The sequence below is a fragment of the Actinophytocola sediminis genome, assembly GCF_054779715.1.
The window spans coordinates 62,420-78,474 of sequence record NZ_BAAGXS010000089.1; the positions used below are offsets into that span (position 1 = coordinate 62,420).

Below are 16,055 nucleotides of genomic sequence, written 5' to 3' on the forward strand. Positions count from 1 at the left end.
GGGGCAAGGAGAATCTAGGATGTTTGAGCCCGCCGCCAGCCGATGGCGGTCGCCGTCCCGGCCAGCACCCCGAGCACGGCGAACACCGAGATCGCGCTCGACGGCGAGCTGTACTGGGCGAGCACACCGGCGAGCAGCGCGCCGAGTCCCTGGGTCGCCCGCACCACCGCGATGGCCAGGCCGTAGGCCTGTCCCCGGCGGTCCGCCGGCACGGTCCTGGTGAACGTGGCGACCGCGATCGCGTCGTGCCCGGACAGCAACCCGCACAGGGCACACAGCGCGACCGTGAGGCCCAGCCCGGGAACCAGGCCGATGGGCAGCAGGACAAGGCTGGTCGCCACCGCCAACGGCCCGAGCAGCAGCAGCCGGCGACCCGGCGGCACCAGCCGGGTGAGCAGCGTCGCGCCGAGCGCGCAGCCGGCGGGATGGGCGGCCAACAGCAGCCCGACCGCGGCCGTGCCGACGCCGATCTGGTCCGCGAGCGGCACCGCCAGCCCGGCGGGCACGGTGTAGCAGCCGGCGAGGCAGCCGAACGCCATCAGGTACCGCAGTCGCCGGTCGCGCCACACCAGACCGACCAACGAGGGAAACGCCGCCAGCAAGCCAGGTGCGCGGCCATCGGTCGCCTCCGGGGGATGTGCGCCGAGCCCCAGCGCGATCAGCGCCGCGGCGACGACGAAGGTCGCCGCGTCCAGCAGCAGTGCCCACTCCGGACCCAACCACGCCACCAGCGGGGCGCCTACCGCGTACCCGCCGAGGATGCCGACCTGCAGCGCGGTGAAGGTCAGCCCCATGCCGACCTCGTACCGGTCCCCGGCAAGGATTGTCGGCATGATCGCCGCGCGGGCGGCCTTGTACGGCGCACCAGCGAGCGGCACCGCGAACACCAGCACTCCGAGCAGCCACAACGGCATCCCGGGTATCGCCATAAGCGCCACCAGCCCGGCGCGGACCAGATCACAGGCGATCATCATGGCCCGCCGGGGGTACCGGTCGGCCAGCCCGGCCAACAGTGGACCGGCCACCAGCTCGGGCAGCAGGGTGAGCGCGTAGGTCAACGCCGCCATCGCCGCCGAGCCGGTGCGGTCGAACACCAGCACCGCCAACGCCACCCTGGCCATCTGGTCGCCCGCGATGGACACCACGTGCGTGCCGAACAGGACCCGGAACTCGCCTACGGCGAACACATCCCGGTAGGTCGCCGCGCGATCGCCGGCCTCAACCGGCACCCGGTCTCGCATTCGCGCGAGTATGGTCCATCGCCGCGAACCGCGTTACGCCGCCTCGAATCCCGGCTTCCTCGGCCGCGCGGCCAGGTGGGCCAGCTGCCGCAGTTCGGCGGTACACATCATGAAACCGTCCGCCGGCAGGCGCCACAGGTAGTGGTCGAGGTCGGCGAGCAGCGCGTACACGTGCACCGGGGTGCCGGCCAGCCGCGCGGCGCCGACCACCTCGCGCAGTCCGGCCAGGATCGCCGGATGCCGCGTCTGGTAGGCCGAGGCCACCAGATGGTTGCCGCGGTCGGCCGCGAGGTAGAACTGCACGAGATCCTTGGTACCGACGAACAGTTCGCTCGCGCCGGCCGCACAGAACTCCGGCACGGAGTACACCGCGGCCGGCGTCTCCACGAACACCGCGAGCGGGGTGTCCCGCCCGAGCTCCAGATGCCGGCGCAGCCGCAGGTACTCGTGCTGGTCGTTGATGAACGGCACCGCGAAGGTCAGGTTCGCCGCGGCCGGACCCAGCCGATCGCGCACGGTGGCGCGGATGGCCGCGAACGCGCGTGGGTAGTGCCGCTCCGCGAGCAACGCCCGCGCGCCGTGCAGGCCGAGGTCGGGATTGGTCTCCCGGCCGACCGCCACCTCGGTGGTGATCTGCGCGGCGTCGTCGGACCGCAGGTCCAGCAGCCTGGTGACCAGACGTTGGCCGGGCACCAACCTCTCGACGATCGCGCACAGCTCCGCGCCGATGGCGGCGCCGTATCGTTGTGCCGCAACGGGTCCCGCGCGCAGCGCGTCCAGCGGGCTCAGGCCGGCGGACAGGCACACGAACTCCTCGCGCACGAAGAAGCTGCGCACCTGCTCGACCCGGGGCACCAGCGCGTTGGTCGCCTCGACGTCGGACGCGTCGGCGATGACCACACAGATCGACCGCAGCTCCGCCGGGGTGACGGCGAAGGATGTCGTTGCCCCCGTTGACGAAGCGACGTCGCCGAAGGTGACCGACTCCCGATCGGTGCGCACCGTGACCGGACCGACCAGCCCGGCCAGCTCGCGCCGATCGACCCGCAGCACCGGGATTCCTCTTGACCGGCACAGGGATTCCATGTGACCGGTACGGCCGCCCTCGGCGCAGATCACCGCCACCGAGGCGACGATGGCGTCGTAGAGCTCCGGGCCGAGTGCCTCCACGACCAGGACCGAGCCCGCGATCGGTGCCCTGGTGTGGTTGCAGATCCCACGAACGGTGGTCGTCGGCGCGTCGACCAGCAGTGCCCCAGGAAGTTCGCGAGCCATGAACCTCAGAATCCCAGCCGGCAGGCCGCGCCGGCATCTCCTCGGATGCGGGTTCAGTCCACCGGCTCCAGGCGGCTTTCCAGACCGAGCAGGGTGCGCAGCTCGCGCGGGGTCACCGACAGGTCCTTCAACCTCGTCGCGGCGACCGCGGTGATGGCGAAGCGCACCGCGCGGTCGGTCATGGTGGCGCCGCTCCTGGCGGTGATGGCCTGGATCCCGCGCAGGCTGTCCTCCAGCCGCGAGGTGAGCGCCTGGCGGTGGTCCCGGCGCCGCGCGGTCAGCCGGTGAACCTCGAGCATGGTCGAGTACTCGACCGCCTCGGCCAGCTCCCGGTCGGTGCCGGTGAACGCCGGCGCCGTGGTGTCGTAACAGGATTCCAGGCGGCACAGTACCGAGGCCGCCACCTCCACCGAGTGGTTCTTGATCGCGGCGAGGTTGAACGTGAACGCCCCCGTTCGCCCGTTGCGCACGATCTCGTCGCCCTCCCGCGGGCTGCCGACCACCGAGATCGGGCCCGCCGGCCGGCCCGTCGCCCCGACCAGGGTGCCGCGCTCGTCCACCTCGACGCCGCGACCGGTGCGCCCGTGCGCACAGGCGATGCCCTTGGCCAGCAGGTTCGCCCAGAGCGTCGAGTCGACGCGCCGGTAGTCCGACTCCCGGCCGAAGTTCGAGATCACCAGGTCGGCTTCGAGGGACCACCGCTGCGCCGAGCCGGACAGCGCGAGCACCAGCGTGCCGGTCCCGGTGCGGTCGATCTCGTCGACCTTGCCGGCGATCACCTCGACCTGCCCGCCCTTGACCCTCGCGGCGTCGACGATCTCGGAGGTGTACGCCATGACCCCGACCCGCAGCACGGCCAACATGCTGCCGTACCGGTCGAGCAACGCCCGCAGCTCGGCGGCGGGAATTCCCGCGAGGATCTCCGGAAGATGGGGCTCCCACGACTTGGCGACGCGTTCGGTCACCACCGCCCTGGACACGTCCGGATACTCGCGGACCACCGCGCGACAGGCCCGCCGCCATTCGTCGGTGAACCGCCGGATGAAATCCTCGCGACCGGTATAGGCCTGGCCGCCGAGTTGCGGTGGCGGCAAATCGAGCACGCGGTGGCGATGATCTGCCGGATAGGTGCGCAGCGTCCGCCCCGAGCCGGAGATCATGTGGATCTTTCCGGTGTGCCCGTGCCGCAACAACAACGCCGCCGAGTCGTACGCGCTGAGCAATGTGCCGACGATCGCCACCACCGCGTCGGGCCGGACGCCGAGTATCCGGTCGATGCCGTCCGGGGAATACGGCTGGGGCACGAACGCCGGGTGATCGAACACCCCGGCGGCGAACGCCGGGTGTTTTCGTTCGAGTCCGGTCGCGAGCACCACGTGGTCGGCCCGCAGCGTCACCGTGCCCGCGGGCTGACAGATGTGGACATCGACATGATCGGTGTGGACGTCCACATCGACCGCCTCGCCGTCGGTCTCGACCAGCGTCACGCCGGCCATCGCCTCCCGCGCGGCCTGTGCCAGCCGGTCGGCGAGATAGTCGGGATAGACGCACCGGGGCGCCGGACCGGATTCGACGAAGGTGAACTCGCGCCACTCCGCCGGCCAGTCGGTCCGGTCGGCCTCGTGATTGGCCCAGGCGACGAAGTCGTCCACGTCTTCCCGAAACGCCGACATCCGACCGGCCTGGATATTGAACACGTGCTGCCAGTGGTTGCTCTCCCGGTGATACGCCACCCCGGCCTGCCGATATTCGGCACGCCGCTCGAGCAACACGATCTCCACCGGTTCCCTGGCGAACTGAAGAAGGCGAATGGCGGTGGCGGTGCCGCCGAGACCGGCACCCACGACAAGCACTCTGGGACGATCGCCGACGTGGTTCACCTTGTTTCTCGCCCTCTGCAGCACGGCTGACGAACGCCGGACGACGATCGGCAAACATATTACCGCGCGGTCACGCTATCCCGGCATTTCACCGCGTCCGGCGTCGGGAGATCATGACCCCATAACTAACCCCGTGCCGGAACCGGCGGCTACTTCCTGGTTGCTGTCCTTCGTCAGCGCGGCCAACTCCCGCAGCGCGGGCAGCGCCAGCTCCGGCACCGGTGACGCGCCGGCCACCCCGAGACACACGTGGTCCGCGCCGGCGGCGAACTGCTGGCGCACCCGGTCGGCGATCACCGATAGGTCGCCGGCGGCGACCATCCCGTCGACCAGCCGGTCGCTCCCCCCGTCGCGCAGGTCCGACTCGTCAACGCCGAGCAGCTCGCGCACCATCGCCCACCGGGACGGCACGACGTCGAGCTGTGCGAGCCACCCCGCGATACTCGCCCGCGCGGTCTCCCGCGCCCGCGCGCGATCGGCGTCGAGCACCACCGACTGGTGCACGGCGAGCACGGCGTCCTGGCCGACGATCCGCCGCGCGTAGGCGGTGTGCTCGACCGGCAGGAAGAACGGGTGCGCGCCCCAGGTCCGCGCCGCGGCCAGGCCCAGCATCCTCGGTCCGAGCGCGGCGAGCACCCTGGGCGCCGGCGACGCGGGCGCCGGCCCGGTGAGCGTCGCCTCGTCCATGGCGGTCAGGTACTCGCTCATCGCCTGGATCGGCGGCCGCCACCGGTCGCCGGCGAGCACCGGCGCGCCGACCCCGAGCCCGAGCACGAACCGGCCGGGGAACGCCTCGGCCAGCGTGCGCTCGGCCGCCGCGAGCGTCCCCGGTCGGTGCCGGTAGATGTTCGCGATCCCCGGCGCCACGACGATCCGGCTGGTCGCCGACAGCAGGAGCGCGGCCTGCGTGGTCGCGTCCCGCCCGGCGGCCTCGCCGAACCACACCGTGCCGTAGCCGAGCTCCTCGATCTCGGTGACCGCGTCTCGCACCACCGGCCACGGGTTCTGGTCGAACGCCCAGGTCCACACCCCGACCCGGCCCAACTCCGCCATGATCCGCTCCTTCGCTCTAAACTGAGGGCCCCTCCGATTTCGCCCACCTTACGGAGGCCCCCTCCGATTAGGCAAGGACGAGACCGATGAGAGCTGACGCGCGGCGCAACTACGACCGGCTGCTCGCGGTCGCGCACACGGTGTTCACCGAGCAGGGCACCGAGGCGTCGCTGGAGGAGGTCGCCCGCCGCGCCGAGGTCGGCATCGGCACGCTGTACCGGCACTTCCCCACGCGCGACGCCCTGCTGGAGTCCCTGTTGCACGACCGGTTCACCGCGTTGCGCACCCGGGCGGAGGCCCTGCTCGACGCGCCGGCACCACTGGCGGCGCTGGCCGAGTGGCTCGGCCGGCTCGTGACCCGCGCGGCGACCTACCGGGGCCTGCCTGGCTCGGTGCTCACCACCCTCCACCAGGAGGGCTCGGCGCTCTACGAGTCCTGTCACGCGATGACCGCCGCCGGGGTCGCGCTGATCGTGCGCGCCAAGGAGGCGGGCGAGCTCCGCCCGGAGATCGACCCGATGGACGTGCTCGCGCTCGCCGGCGCCATCGCCTGGCTCACCGAGCAGCTGCCCGACGACCACCAGCGGCCACAACGCCTGCTCGAGCTGGTGATGACCGCGCTGACACCGGCGCGAAGTCCCGCATAACGGTTAGATCTCGCGCCGGTTAATTAGCTGTATCCCGCACATTACTCCCTTGACTTGAGCGATTCCCCCACCCAAGGGTGTCGCCATGGGTGAAGTCCTCAAGCTGGACGAGCTGGACCGCCGCATCGTCGCCGCGCTCCAGCTCAACGGCCGCGCCTCCTGGAAGAAGGTCGCGGCCGCCATCGACGCCAAGGAGTCGACGGTCGTCCGGCGGGGACAGCAGCTGATCGAGTCCCGGGTCGTCGGCGTCACCGGGGTGCTCGACCACCTCCGGTGCGGGCTGGGCATCTCCCTGCTCGTCCGGGTGCGCTGCCGGCCGGGACGGGCGACCACCGTGGCCGAGGCGATGGCCGCGCTGCCGGTCACCCGGTTCGTCACGGTCGTGTCCGGCAGCGCCGATGTCGCCGCCGAGATCGTGGTCCGCCGCCACCAGGACGTCGCCCAGGTCCTGGTCGACGGGCTCCCCCGGCCGGAGGACATCGTCGAGACCGAGTCGATGGTGGTGGTCCGCAAGTTCCTCGCCTTCGAGGAGTGGGACACCGGGCTGCTCGACGCGCAGGCCTGCGCCCAGCTGCGCTCGGCGGCGCCGGTCACCGACCACCGGGACTGGCACGCGCCCGAGCAGCTCAGCGAGCAGGAGTTCGCCATCGCCGGCGCGCTGGCCGCGGACGGCCGGGCCACCTACGCCCAGCTCGCCGCCGCCGTCGGGATCAGCGAGTCGACCGCGGCCAGACGGGTGGAGTCGCTGGTCAGCCGGGGCTGCCTGCGGTTCCGCACCCTGTTCGAGACCCCGGTACTCGGCCTGGACGTGAACTTCATGCAGTGGCTGTCGGTCGAGCCGGGCGCGCTGGAGAACGTCGGCTCGATGCTGGCCAAGGAGCCGTCGACCAGGTACGTGAGCGCGACGACCGGCCGGTTCAACCTGTGCCTGCACGGCGTGCTGCCCGGCTACGGCGAGTTGTACGACTACCTCACCAAGGTCATCGGCGCGCTGCCCGGGGTGCACGCCGCCGACATGACCCTGCAGGCCCGCACCCTGAAACGGGCCTGGGTGCGCATCGCCGAGGACGGGCGGCGGGAAGCATGAGCACGCCTCCGTGGCAGTGGGACGAGCCGACCTGGCGCCGGCACGTCGACCGCATCCGCGCCGGCCGGCGGCTCACGCCGGCGAGCTGGCCGGGTGGCGCGGCGGTGGCCGTCGCGCTGTCCTTCGACGCCGACCACGAGACCATCCCGCTGCGCGACGGCGATCTCAGCCCCGGCCGGCTGTCCCAGGGCGAGTACGGCGCGCGGGCCGCGGTGCCGAGGATCCTGGCCATGCTCGCCGAGTTCGACGCGCCGGCGAGCTTCTTCGTGCCGGCGGTGTCGGCCCTGCTGCATCCGGCCGACATCGAGGCCTATGTCGCCGGCGGGCACGAGGTCGCGCTGCACGGCTGGATCCACGAGCTGAACACCGCGCTGCCGCCGGCCGCCGAGCTGGACCTCACCGGCGCGGCCAGCGCGACGCTGGAACGGCTCGCCGGCGTGCGCCCGGTCGGCATCCGCACCCCGAGCTGGGACTTCTCCGAGTCCACCATGGACATCATCAGCCAGCTGGGGCTGCGGTACGACTCGTCGTTGATGGCCGACGACGAGCCGTACGAGCTGCTCGCCGACGGCCGGCCGACCGGGGTCGTGGAGATCCCGGTCGAGTGGATCCGCGACGACGCGCCCTACCTGACGATGAACCGGACCGCCGCGCAGCGGCCGTACACCCCGCCGCGCGCCCTGTTCGAGATCTGGCGCGACGAGTTCGACGCCGCCTACGCCGAGGGCGGGCTGTTCCAGCTCACCCTGCACCCGCACCTGATCGGCCACCGCTCCCGGCTGCCGGTGCTGCGGGACCTGCTCACCCACATCCGCGAGCGGCCGAAGGTCTGGTTCGCCACCCACGCGGCCGTCGCGGAGGCCGCCCACGCAGTGAGGAGTAGCCGTGGTTAGGCATGTCGTGGTCACGGGGGCGGCCGGCGGTATCGGGCTGGCCACCGCGAAGGCCTTCGCCGCGCTCGGCGACCTGGTCACCGGCGTCGACGCGCGCGAACCCGACCTGGTCGCGGCGATGGCCCCGCTCGGCGGCCGCGCGCTGGTCGCCGACCTCGCCGACCCGGAGTGTGCCGAGGTCATCCGGCGCACGGTCGCGGCGACCGGACCGGTCGACGTGCTGGTCAACGCGGCCGGCATCTACCCGGCGACCCCGTTCACCGAGCTGACCGCGGCCGCCTGGGACCGCGTGCAGCACGTGAACGTACGCGCGCCGATGCTGCTGACCAGGGAGCTCGCCACCGCCGGGCGGCCGGGCGCGGTGGTCAACCTCAGCTCGTCGGCGGCCACCCGCGCCCGGCCGGGCGCGGCCCACTACTGCACCTCCAAGGCCGCCGTGGAGATGCTGACCAAGGCCTGCGCGGTCGAGCTGGCCGGTCAGGGCATCCGGGTCAACGCGGTCGCCCCCGGCTTCGTCGAGGTGACCAGCCCGGTCAACCCGGTCACCCCGGAGTACGCCCGCGCGGTGTCGGCCAACCTGGTCGGCCGGGCGGCCGGCCCGGAGGAGATCGCGGCCGCGGTGGTCTGGCTGGCCGGCGCCGACGCCGCGTTCGTCACCGGCTCGATCCTGCGCGTCGACGGCGGCGCGACCGCGGGCTCCACCGCCCTACCGCTTCATTTCCCCACCATGACCACGCTGCAGAAGGAGGAGTCCCGGTGAACTGTCGGAAGCTCGTAACCGTGCTGGCCGTCTGCGTGCTGGCGGCCACCGGGGCCTGCGCGGCCGAGGAGATCAACCCGGCGCAGAGCGACACCACGGTGCGCACCGTGCTCCCCAGCGACACCTCCAGCTTCGACCCCGCGCTGGCGCAGGGACAGCAGAGCTTCCAGGTGGCGAACCTGCTCTACGACACCGTGCTGCGCCGCGACAGCGACGCCAAGGTGATCGGCGGGCTGGCCACGGACTGGGAGGCGGTGTCCGCCTCGGAGTACACCTTCACCATCCGCGACGACGCGACCTGTGCCGACGGCACCGAGATCACCGCCGAGGTGGTGGCGAACTCGCTGCGCAGACTCGCCGACCCGGCCACCACGTCGACCTGGCGGAACCTGGTCTTCGGCCTTGGCGAGGTCGAGGTGACCGCCACCGGCGCGACCGTGGCGATCTCGCTGTCCGCGCCCTACGCCACGCTCCCGCAGAGCCTGACGATCCCGCAGGCCGGCATCGTCTGCCCGGCCGGCCTGGCCGACCCCAAGGGCCTCGCGGCCGGCTCGGTCGACGGCGCGTTCTCCGGGCCCTACACCGTCGAGGAGGCCCAGCAGGGCGTCGGCTACACCTTCGCGCTGCGCGAGGACTACGACGCCTGGCCGGAGTTCAGCCAGCCGCTGACCGGTGAGCCGCCGAGCACGATCGAGCTCAGCATCTCCACCGACCAGTCGACGGTGGCCAACCAGATCCTGGCCGGCGACGTCGAGCTGGGCCAGTTCGCCGACCCGGACGTGGTCAAGCGGTTCGCCGACCAGCCGGAGCTGAAGACCTTCCCGATCACCCAGGCCAGCACCTACGTCGTGTTCAACCAGCGGCCGGGCCGGGTGTTCGCCGACAAGCCGGAGCTGCGCCGGGGGGTGGCCTCGGCCATCGAGCAGGAGGCGTTCAACGCGGTGTTCAGCAAGGGCACCTCCGAGCTGTTGACCTCGGTGTCCCCGGCGAGCTACCCCTGTGTCAGCACCGACCGCGCGAACCTGGTCGACCACGACCCGGCGGCGGCCAAGCGGGCGCTCGAGGGCGTCGGCGGTATCAAGATCATCGGCAACACGGCCAACCGGCAGTACAGCGGCGGCGCCGACTACATCTACCAGGTGCTCACCGACGCGGGCGCGGAGGCGGAGCTGGCGAAGGTCGACAACGCCACGTTCTGGAGCACGATCGCCGAGGGCGGTTCTGACTGGGACATCGTGTTCCTCGGCGACCTGAACTCGGTCGGCTCGATCAGCGCGTCGCTGGACCGGGTCATGGGCCCGAGCGTCGAGGACGGCGGGCGCAACTACAGCGCGTCGGTCAACCCGGAGGGCGCGGCCGCGCTCGCCGAGGGGCTGGCCGCGACCGACGAGGACAGCCGGTGTGCCGCCTTCGAGCGGGCCCAGCAGACCCTGTTCGAGCGCACCGACGTGGTCCCGCTGGTCGGTGGCCCGCTGACCTACGTCACCAGCGGCGGCCTGACGATGTCGGTGTTCGACGACTACGCGGACTGGGCCACGCTCCGGTTCGGTGCGCCGTGACCGATGCGAACCTGGCGGTCCGCGCCCGGCCCCGGCGGGTGCGGGGTGAGTCGTCGTGGGCGTCCTTCGCACTGCGCCGGGCGGGTGGGCTGGCCGGCACGGTGGTCACCGCGGTCGTGGTGACGTTCTTCATCGTGCCGCTGATCCCCGGCGACCCGGCGGTGAGCGCGGCCGGGCCGGACGCGACCAGGGAGCAGATCGAGCAGGTCCGGGCGCAGCTCGGGCAGGACCGGCCGATCCTCGAGCAGTTCGCCTCCTACGTCGGCGGGTTGTTCCGTGGCGACCTCGGGCACTCGTTCTCGCTGAACGCGCCGGTGGCCGACGCGGTGTTCACCTGGCTGCCGCTGACCGCGAGCCTGTCGTTCCTCGCGCTGCTGGTCGTGCTGCTGGTGGCGGTGCCGCTCGGGATGGCGGTCGGCGCGCTCACCCGAGGCGGGCGGCGGCCCCGGCTGGACGCGGCGTTCGGCTACGTCACCGCGTTCGTCGCGGCGATCCCGCCGTACGTGATGGCCACGCTGCTGGTGCTGCTGTTCGCGGTGACCATGGGCCTGCTGCCGCCGGCCTACACCCGCTCCGAGCCGGGGGTGTCCTACATCCTGCCCGCGCTCGCGCTGAGCATCCCGTCGATCTGCCTGATCTCCCGGGTGGTGCGCCGGGAGACGGCCGTCGTGCTCGAACAGGACTATCTGCGCACCGCGCGCGGCTGGCGGCTCAGCACCATGCGCACCGCGCTGCGCTACGCCCTGCCGAACCTGCTGACCAGCACGTTGACCCTCAGCGGCATCATCCTGGTCGGCATGCTCGGCGGTGCGATCAGCGTCGAGAAGGTGTTCGGCTGGCCGGGTCTGGGCCTTGGCGTGGTCAACGCGGTGACCACCAAGGACTACCCGTTGGTCCAGGGCATCGTGCTGGTGCTGGCCGTGCTGTCGGCGCTGATGACCATGCTGGTGGACATCGTGCTCGGCATCGTCGACCCGAGGGTGCGGGGAGGAAGCCGTGGCTAGCACCGGACGGCTGCGCTGGAATCCGGCGCTGATCGCGGGCACCGCGCTGGTGGGTGGCACCGCGGTGACCGTCATCATCGTCTCGCTGCTCAGCGGCGACCCGGGGGCGCTGAGCGACGACACCAGCCAGCCGCCGTCGGGGGCGCACTGGCTGGGCACCGACGATCTCGGCCGGGACCTGTTGACCAGGGCGCTGGTCGGGGCGCAGGCGAGCCTGTGGATGGCGTTGGTGGCCACCGCGATCTCGATGTTCCTCGGCGTGCTGATCGGCACGGTGATCTGGACCGCGCCGCGCCGGCTGCGGGAGCTGGCGTTGCGGATCGTGGAGATCTCGGTCTCCTACCCGGAGCTGCTGGTCGCGGTGGTGCTCGCGGCGATCCTGGGCTCCGGGCGCTGGCAGGTGGTGATCGCGGTCGCGGTGGCCAACATCCCGGTGACCGCCCGGCTGACCGCCAACCTCACCGGCGCCATCTACCAGCGGGACTTCGTGACCACCGCCAGGCTGGTCGGCGTGCCCCGGCGGGCGCTGATCAGCCGGCACCTGCTGCCGAACATGGCCGAGCCGCTGCTGATCCAGCTGGCGGCGAGCTTCTCCACCGGCCTGGTGGCGATGTCGGCGCTGTCGTTCGTCGGGCTCGGGGTGCAGACCCCGGACCTGGACCTCGGCCGGCTGCTCGCCGACGGGCTGCCGGCGATCTACTCGCGGCCGATCGAGGTGGTCGGCCCGACGGTGATGATCCTGCTGCTGTCCATCGGCGCGATGCTGATCGGCGACGGGCTGGCCGCGTCGGCCGATCCCCGGGTCGCCCGCCGGTTCCCCACGACCAGGCCGGTGCCGACCCAGTCCGCGCGGGGCGCCTCGACCGCGCCGGTCGTGGTGCGTGACCTGGCCGTGCGGCGGGTGGACGGCACCGAGCTGGTGGCCGGGATCTCCTTCGAGATCGGCCGGGGCGAGATCCTGGGGCTGGTCGGCGAGTCCGGCAGCGGGAAGTCGCTGACCGCGCTGTCGCTGGCGCGGCTGCTGCCAGAGGGGCTCGCCGCGTCGGCCACCGAGCTGCGCGCCGGCAGCGTGGACCTGCTCGACCGGCCGACCAGGCGCGAGCTGGCCGACGCGGTCGCGATGATCTACCAGGACCCCGGGACCACGTTCAACCCGGCGCTGCGGATGGGCGCCCAGCTCACCGAGGTGCTGCGGGTGCACCGGGGCAAGTCGAAGAGCGAGGCGCGGGCGATCATCGCCGAGCTGCTGGCCGGGGTGCACATCACCGATCCGGACCGCCTGCTGCGGTCCCATCCCTACGAGCTGTCCGGCGGCATGCGGCAGCGGGCGATGATCGCCGCCGCGCTGGCCGCCGAGCCGGCGCTGCTCATCGCCGACGAGCCGACCACCGCGCTCGACGTCACCGTCGCGGCCGGGATCCTGACCGAACTCGCCCGGATCCGCGACGAGACCGACACCGCCATGCTGTTCATCTCCCACGATCTCGGGGTGGTCGCGGACCTGTGCGACCGCGTGCTGGTGATGAAGGACGGAGCGATCGTGGAGGAACTGACCAACGAGGCACTGCGCGCGGGCGAGGTCCGCGACCCCTACACCCGCATGCTGCTCAACGCCGTCCCGAAGCTCCCAGGACCGGCGGTGACCTCATGAGCCAGTCGACCCGCAGCGAAGGGCTCCTTCACTGCACTGGGCGCAGCGAAGGGACCCTTCGCTGCGTTGCCGCCGGGGGTGCTACATGAGCGGGTTGGCGGTTGAGGGGGTTTCGGTGCGGTTTGGGCGGGGGGCGCGGGGGGTGACGGCGCTGGACGACGTGAGTGTCACCGTGCCCTCCGGGCACACCGTCGGGCTGGTCGGCGAGTCCGGGTCGGGGAAGTCGACGCTGGCCAGGGCGATCCTGGGGATCGCGCCGGTCGCCGGCGGGCGGGTGCTGCTCGACGGCACCGACGTGCGGGGGCTGGGCCGCCGCGAACGGCGCGCGTTCCTGCGCCGGGTCCAGCTGATCCCGCAGGACCCCTACTCCTCGCTCGACCCGCGCCGGACGGTCGGCCAGACGCTGGCCGAGGCGCTCGACCCGGTGCACGCCAGGGTGCGCCAGCACCAGGAGGCGATCGACACCGCGCTGGCCGAGGTGGCGATGCCGGCCGACTCGGCCGGCCGCTACCCGTACGAGTTCTCCGGCGGGCAGCGCCAGCGGGTGGCCATCGCCCGCGCGCTGATCACCCGGCCGGAGGTGGTGATCGCCGACGAGATCACCTCGGCGCTGGACGTCTCGGTGCAGGCCGAGGTGTTGGCGCTGCTGGACCGGCTGCGCCACGAGCTGACCCTCACCATGCTGTTCATCTCGCACAACCTGGCCGTGGTGCACCAGGTCAGCGACGACGTCGTCGTGCTGCGGCACGGGCAGGTGGTCGAGTCCGGCACCGTCGGCCAGGTGTTCACCCGACCGACCGCCGACTACACCCGCGACCTGTTGGCCGCCATCCCCGGCCAGGCACCGACGCGATGAGCACGACCACCTTCGCCGACCGCGAGTTCCTGCTGCACGCGACGGTAACCGGCGGGTTGGGGTTGTCGGCCACCGGCCTGGACCGCGGCGAGATAGGGCCGTCGCTGCTGTGCCGGGCCGATCCGGACGGCACCAGCGTGGTCGTGACCGCGACCAACACCGCCTTCGGCCACTCCGGCGCCACCGCCGCGCAACGGGCCGCGGCGGAGCGCTCGTTCGCCGAGTCGGCGCTGGCCCGCTGCCCGGCCACCGGCGCGGGCGGCTTCGACCCGGCGCCGCTGGGCCTGGTGGACCTCGTGGGGATCGGCCAGCGGTTGACCGACGCCGCCGAGACCCCGTTCGTACTGGACCGCGCGCTGAGCAGGGTGGTGCGCGTCGCGTGGTACGGCGAGGTGCTGGCGGTCGAGTCGGTACTGACGTTCCGGTTGGCCCAGCCGAAACCGCGGCCCCGCACGACCAGGGAGGCCCTGCCGGGGGCCTGGCCGCCGCCGGACCATCCCGCGCCCGGCGAGACCGTGAGCCTGCGCCAGCAGGTGGCGCTGCGCCCCCTGCCGCCGCCTGGCTACCGGCCGGTGGCGTTGGACCCGACCATCGGCGCGACCCCGAACCTGGCCGTGCACCGGTTCGACCTGGTCGACACCCGGGACGCGGAAACCCCGCTGGCCACCCGGTTCCTGGCGGCCGAGCCGATCGTGTTCCACCTGGACCCGGCGATGCCGCCGGCGGTCATGGCCGCCGTGCGCGCGGGCGGCAACTGGTGGCAGGAGGCGTTCGCCGCGGCCGGACTGGTTGGCGCGTACCGGGTCGAGCCGCTGCCAGACGACAGGGAGCTGACCGACCCCCGGCTCAACGTCGTGCTGTGGGTGCACCGGGCCGACCGGGGGTGGTCCATGGGCATGACCCAGGTCGACCCGCGCACCGGGGAGATCCTGCGTGCCGTGGTGCGGCTGGGCTCCCAGCGGATCGAGCAGCTGCGGGCGATCACCGAGAGCGTGCTCGCGCCCTACGACCGGGAAGACGGGGCGGCGGTGGTGGCCGAGGTGGTGGCCGCGCGGCTGCGCCAGCTGGCCGCGCACGAGATCGGCCACGGGCTCGGCTTCGCGCACAACTTCGCCTCCCACCAGCATCCTCGACTGTCCGTTATGGACTATCCGGGTCCGGTGTTCGATGTGGACGGTGAGCGGCCGGTCGCGCCCGCGCCGTACGCGACCGGGCTCGGCGACTGGGACCGGTACCAGGTCGCCGCGCTCTACGGAACCGGTGCGGTGCCACCGGATCTGGACTACACCACCGACGCCGACGCGCGGGCCGACGACGCCGCCGACGCGTGCGGCGCCACCTGGATCACGCCGGGCGAGCCGATCGCGGCGCTGGCGCGGCTGCTGGCCGTGCGGGCCGCGGCGCTGCGCCGGTTCGGACAGGCCGTCGTGCCGGCCGGCAGCGATCCCAACGAGCTCGAGCGCCGCTTCCTGCTGCTGTACCTGCTGCACCGCCATCAGGCGACGGCGGTGGTCAAGCTGATCGGTGGCAGTGTGCGCCGCTACGCGGTGACCGGCGCCGACTTCGCCGGCGGGACCGTCCCGGTCGACCAGTCGCGGCAACGGGCAGCGCTCGACCAGCTCGCCGCGCTGCTGACGCCGGAGTTCCTGGAGATCCCGGCGCACATCCGGCCGCTGCTGGTCGGGCCGGCCGGCGGGCGCCCGCGCCGCGCGGGACAGTTCGACCACCGCACGGCCGGCGCGTTCGACGCGGCCTCGGCCATCGCGGCCGGCACCGACGTGGTCGCCGGCGCGCTGCTCGCGCCGGCACGGCTCAACCGGCTCGCCGATGGCGCTGGCGTCGGCCTGGACGAGGTGCTGGCCAGGACCGTCGGTCACGCGGTGGCATTGCTGAACGGCGCGCGGCGGGACCCACGCACCGACACCATCGGCTGGACGCTGCTGCGCCGGTTCGAGCACACCCTGACCGATCCGGGGTTGCACCAGCACACCCGGATGACCGCGGTCGAGTCGGTCGCCGACGGACCGTGGTTCGACGGCGCGGGCCGGCCCGCGCTCCTGGCGCGCTGGGCGGCGATGACCGCACAGGCCTACGAACATCCGGGCGACCTCCCTGATCCCCCGCAGGGCACCCCGATCTAGTGCTGAGG

Annotated in this window: 13 protein-coding genes; 9 read left to right on the forward strand and 4 right to left on the reverse strand. The window is 72.6% G+C overall.

Going from position 1 to position 16,055, the window contains the following annotated elements; genetic code table 11:
• Positions 1–14: 14 nt before the first annotated feature.
• The 4 genes from ACYVIP_RS39950 to ACYVIP_RS39965 all read right to left on the reverse strand — a co-directional run bounded on the left by ACYVIP_RS39950 (position 15) and on the right by ACYVIP_RS39965 (position 5,449).
• Positions 15–1,241: an MFS transporter gene (locus ACYVIP_RS39950; protein ID WP_460406245.1), complete on the reverse strand. Its 1,227-nt coding sequence runs from the start codon at positions 1,239–1,241 to the stop codon at positions 15–17.
• A gap of 33 nt (positions 1,242–1,274) precedes the next feature.
• A complete protein-coding gene (locus ACYVIP_RS39955) occupies positions 1,275–2,516 on the reverse strand; it encodes a putative PEP-binding protein (protein WP_460406247.1) in 1,242 nt (413 codons plus the stop codon).
• 53 nt (positions 2,517–2,569) lie between these two features.
• Positions 2,570–4,360, reverse strand: coding sequence for an FAD/NAD(P)-binding protein (locus tag ACYVIP_RS39960; protein WP_460406249.1), 1,791 nt, complete (start codon positions 4,358–4,360; stop codon positions 2,570–2,572).
• Between the two features lie 147 nt (positions 4,361–4,507).
• Positions 4,508–5,449, reverse strand: coding sequence for a TIGR03620 family F420-dependent LLM class oxidoreductase (locus ACYVIP_RS39965; protein WP_460406251.1), 942 nt, complete (start codon positions 5,447–5,449; stop codon positions 4,508–4,510).
• A gap of 86 nt (positions 5,450–5,535) precedes the next feature.
• Between ACYVIP_RS39965 and ACYVIP_RS39970 the strand changes: the two genes are divergently transcribed.
• The 9 genes from ACYVIP_RS39970 to ACYVIP_RS40010 all read left to right on the forward strand — a co-directional run bounded on the left by ACYVIP_RS39970 (position 5,536) and on the right by ACYVIP_RS40010 (position 16,047).
• Positions 5,536–6,096: a TetR/AcrR family transcriptional regulator gene (locus tag ACYVIP_RS39970; RefSeq protein ID WP_460406252.1), complete on the forward strand. Its 561-nt coding sequence runs from the start codon at positions 5,536–5,538 to the stop codon at positions 6,094–6,096.
• An 85-nt stretch (positions 6,097–6,181) separates the two neighbouring features.
• Positions 6,182–7,183, forward strand: a complete 1,002-nt coding sequence (locus tag ACYVIP_RS39975; protein WP_460406253.1) for an Lrp/AsnC family transcriptional regulator — start codon at positions 6,182–6,184, stop codon at positions 7,181–7,183.
• A complete protein-coding gene (locus ACYVIP_RS39980) occupies positions 7,180–8,076 on the forward strand; it encodes a polysaccharide deacetylase family protein (protein ID WP_460406254.1) in 897 nt (298 codons plus the stop codon). The genes ACYVIP_RS39975 and ACYVIP_RS39980 overlap by 4 nt, the downstream gene beginning before the upstream one ends.
• Positions 8,069–8,836, forward strand: a complete 768-nt coding sequence (locus tag ACYVIP_RS39985) for an SDR family NAD(P)-dependent oxidoreductase (protein WP_460406256.1) — start codon at positions 8,069–8,071, stop codon at positions 8,834–8,836. The genes ACYVIP_RS39980 and ACYVIP_RS39985 overlap by 8 nt, the downstream gene beginning before the upstream one ends.
• Entirely contained in the window at positions 8,833–10,395 is a 1,563-nt protein-coding gene (locus ACYVIP_RS39990; protein WP_460406258.1) for an ABC transporter substrate-binding protein, read from the forward strand. Before ACYVIP_RS39985 ends, ACYVIP_RS39990 begins: the two co-directional genes overlap by 4 nt.
• Positions 10,392–11,399 (forward strand): ABC transporter permease, encoded by a 1,008-nt coding sequence (locus ACYVIP_RS39995; protein ID WP_460406260.1) that lies wholly within the window; start codon positions 10,392–10,394, stop codon positions 11,397–11,399. The genes ACYVIP_RS39990 and ACYVIP_RS39995 overlap by 4 nt, the downstream gene beginning before the upstream one ends.
• The gene (locus tag ACYVIP_RS40000; protein WP_460406262.1) at positions 11,392–13,050 is read left to right on the forward strand and encodes an ATP-binding cassette domain-containing protein; all 1,659 of its coding nucleotides are present in this window, start codon (positions 11,392–11,394) and stop codon (positions 13,048–13,050) included. The genes ACYVIP_RS39995 and ACYVIP_RS40000 overlap by 8 nt, the downstream gene beginning before the upstream one ends.
• Before the next feature lie 142 nt (positions 13,051–13,192).
• The gene (locus ACYVIP_RS40005) at positions 13,193–13,906 is read left to right on the forward strand and encodes an ABC transporter ATP-binding protein (RefSeq protein WP_460406264.1); all 714 of its coding nucleotides are present in this window, start codon (positions 13,193–13,195) and stop codon (positions 13,904–13,906) included.
• Entirely contained in the window at positions 13,903–16,047 is a 2,145-nt protein-coding gene (locus ACYVIP_RS40010) for a zinc-dependent metalloprotease (RefSeq protein WP_460406266.1), read from the forward strand. Before ACYVIP_RS40005 ends, ACYVIP_RS40010 begins: the two co-directional genes overlap by 4 nt.
• Positions 16,048–16,055 lie beyond the last annotated feature (8 nt).

Coding starts and splice junctions, on each gene's coding strand:
- ACYVIP_RS39965 (WP_460406251.1), bottom strand. CDS start 5,449: ATGGCGGAGTTGGGCCGGGTCGGGGTGTGGACCTGGGCGTTCGACCAG.
- ACYVIP_RS39970 (WP_460406252.1), top strand. CDS start 5,536: ATGAGAGCTGACGCGCGGCGCAACTACGACCGGCTGCTCGCGGTCGCG.
- ACYVIP_RS39950 (WP_460406245.1), bottom strand. CDS start 1,241: ATGCGAGACCGGGTGCCGGTTGAGGCCGGCGATCGCGCGGCGACCTAC.
- ACYVIP_RS39980 (WP_460406254.1), top strand. CDS start 7,180: ATGAGCACGCCTCCGTGGCAGTGGGACGAGCCGACCTGGCGCCGGCAC.
- ACYVIP_RS39975 (WP_460406253.1), top strand. CDS start 6,182: ATGGGTGAAGTCCTCAAGCTGGACGAGCTGGACCGCCGCATCGTCGCC.
- ACYVIP_RS39955 (WP_460406247.1), bottom strand. CDS start 2,516: ATGGCTCGCGAACTTCCTGGGGCACTGCTGGTCGACGCGCCGACGACC.
- ACYVIP_RS40010 (WP_460406266.1), top strand. CDS start 13,903: ATGAGCACGACCACCTTCGCCGACCGCGAGTTCCTGCTGCACGCGACG.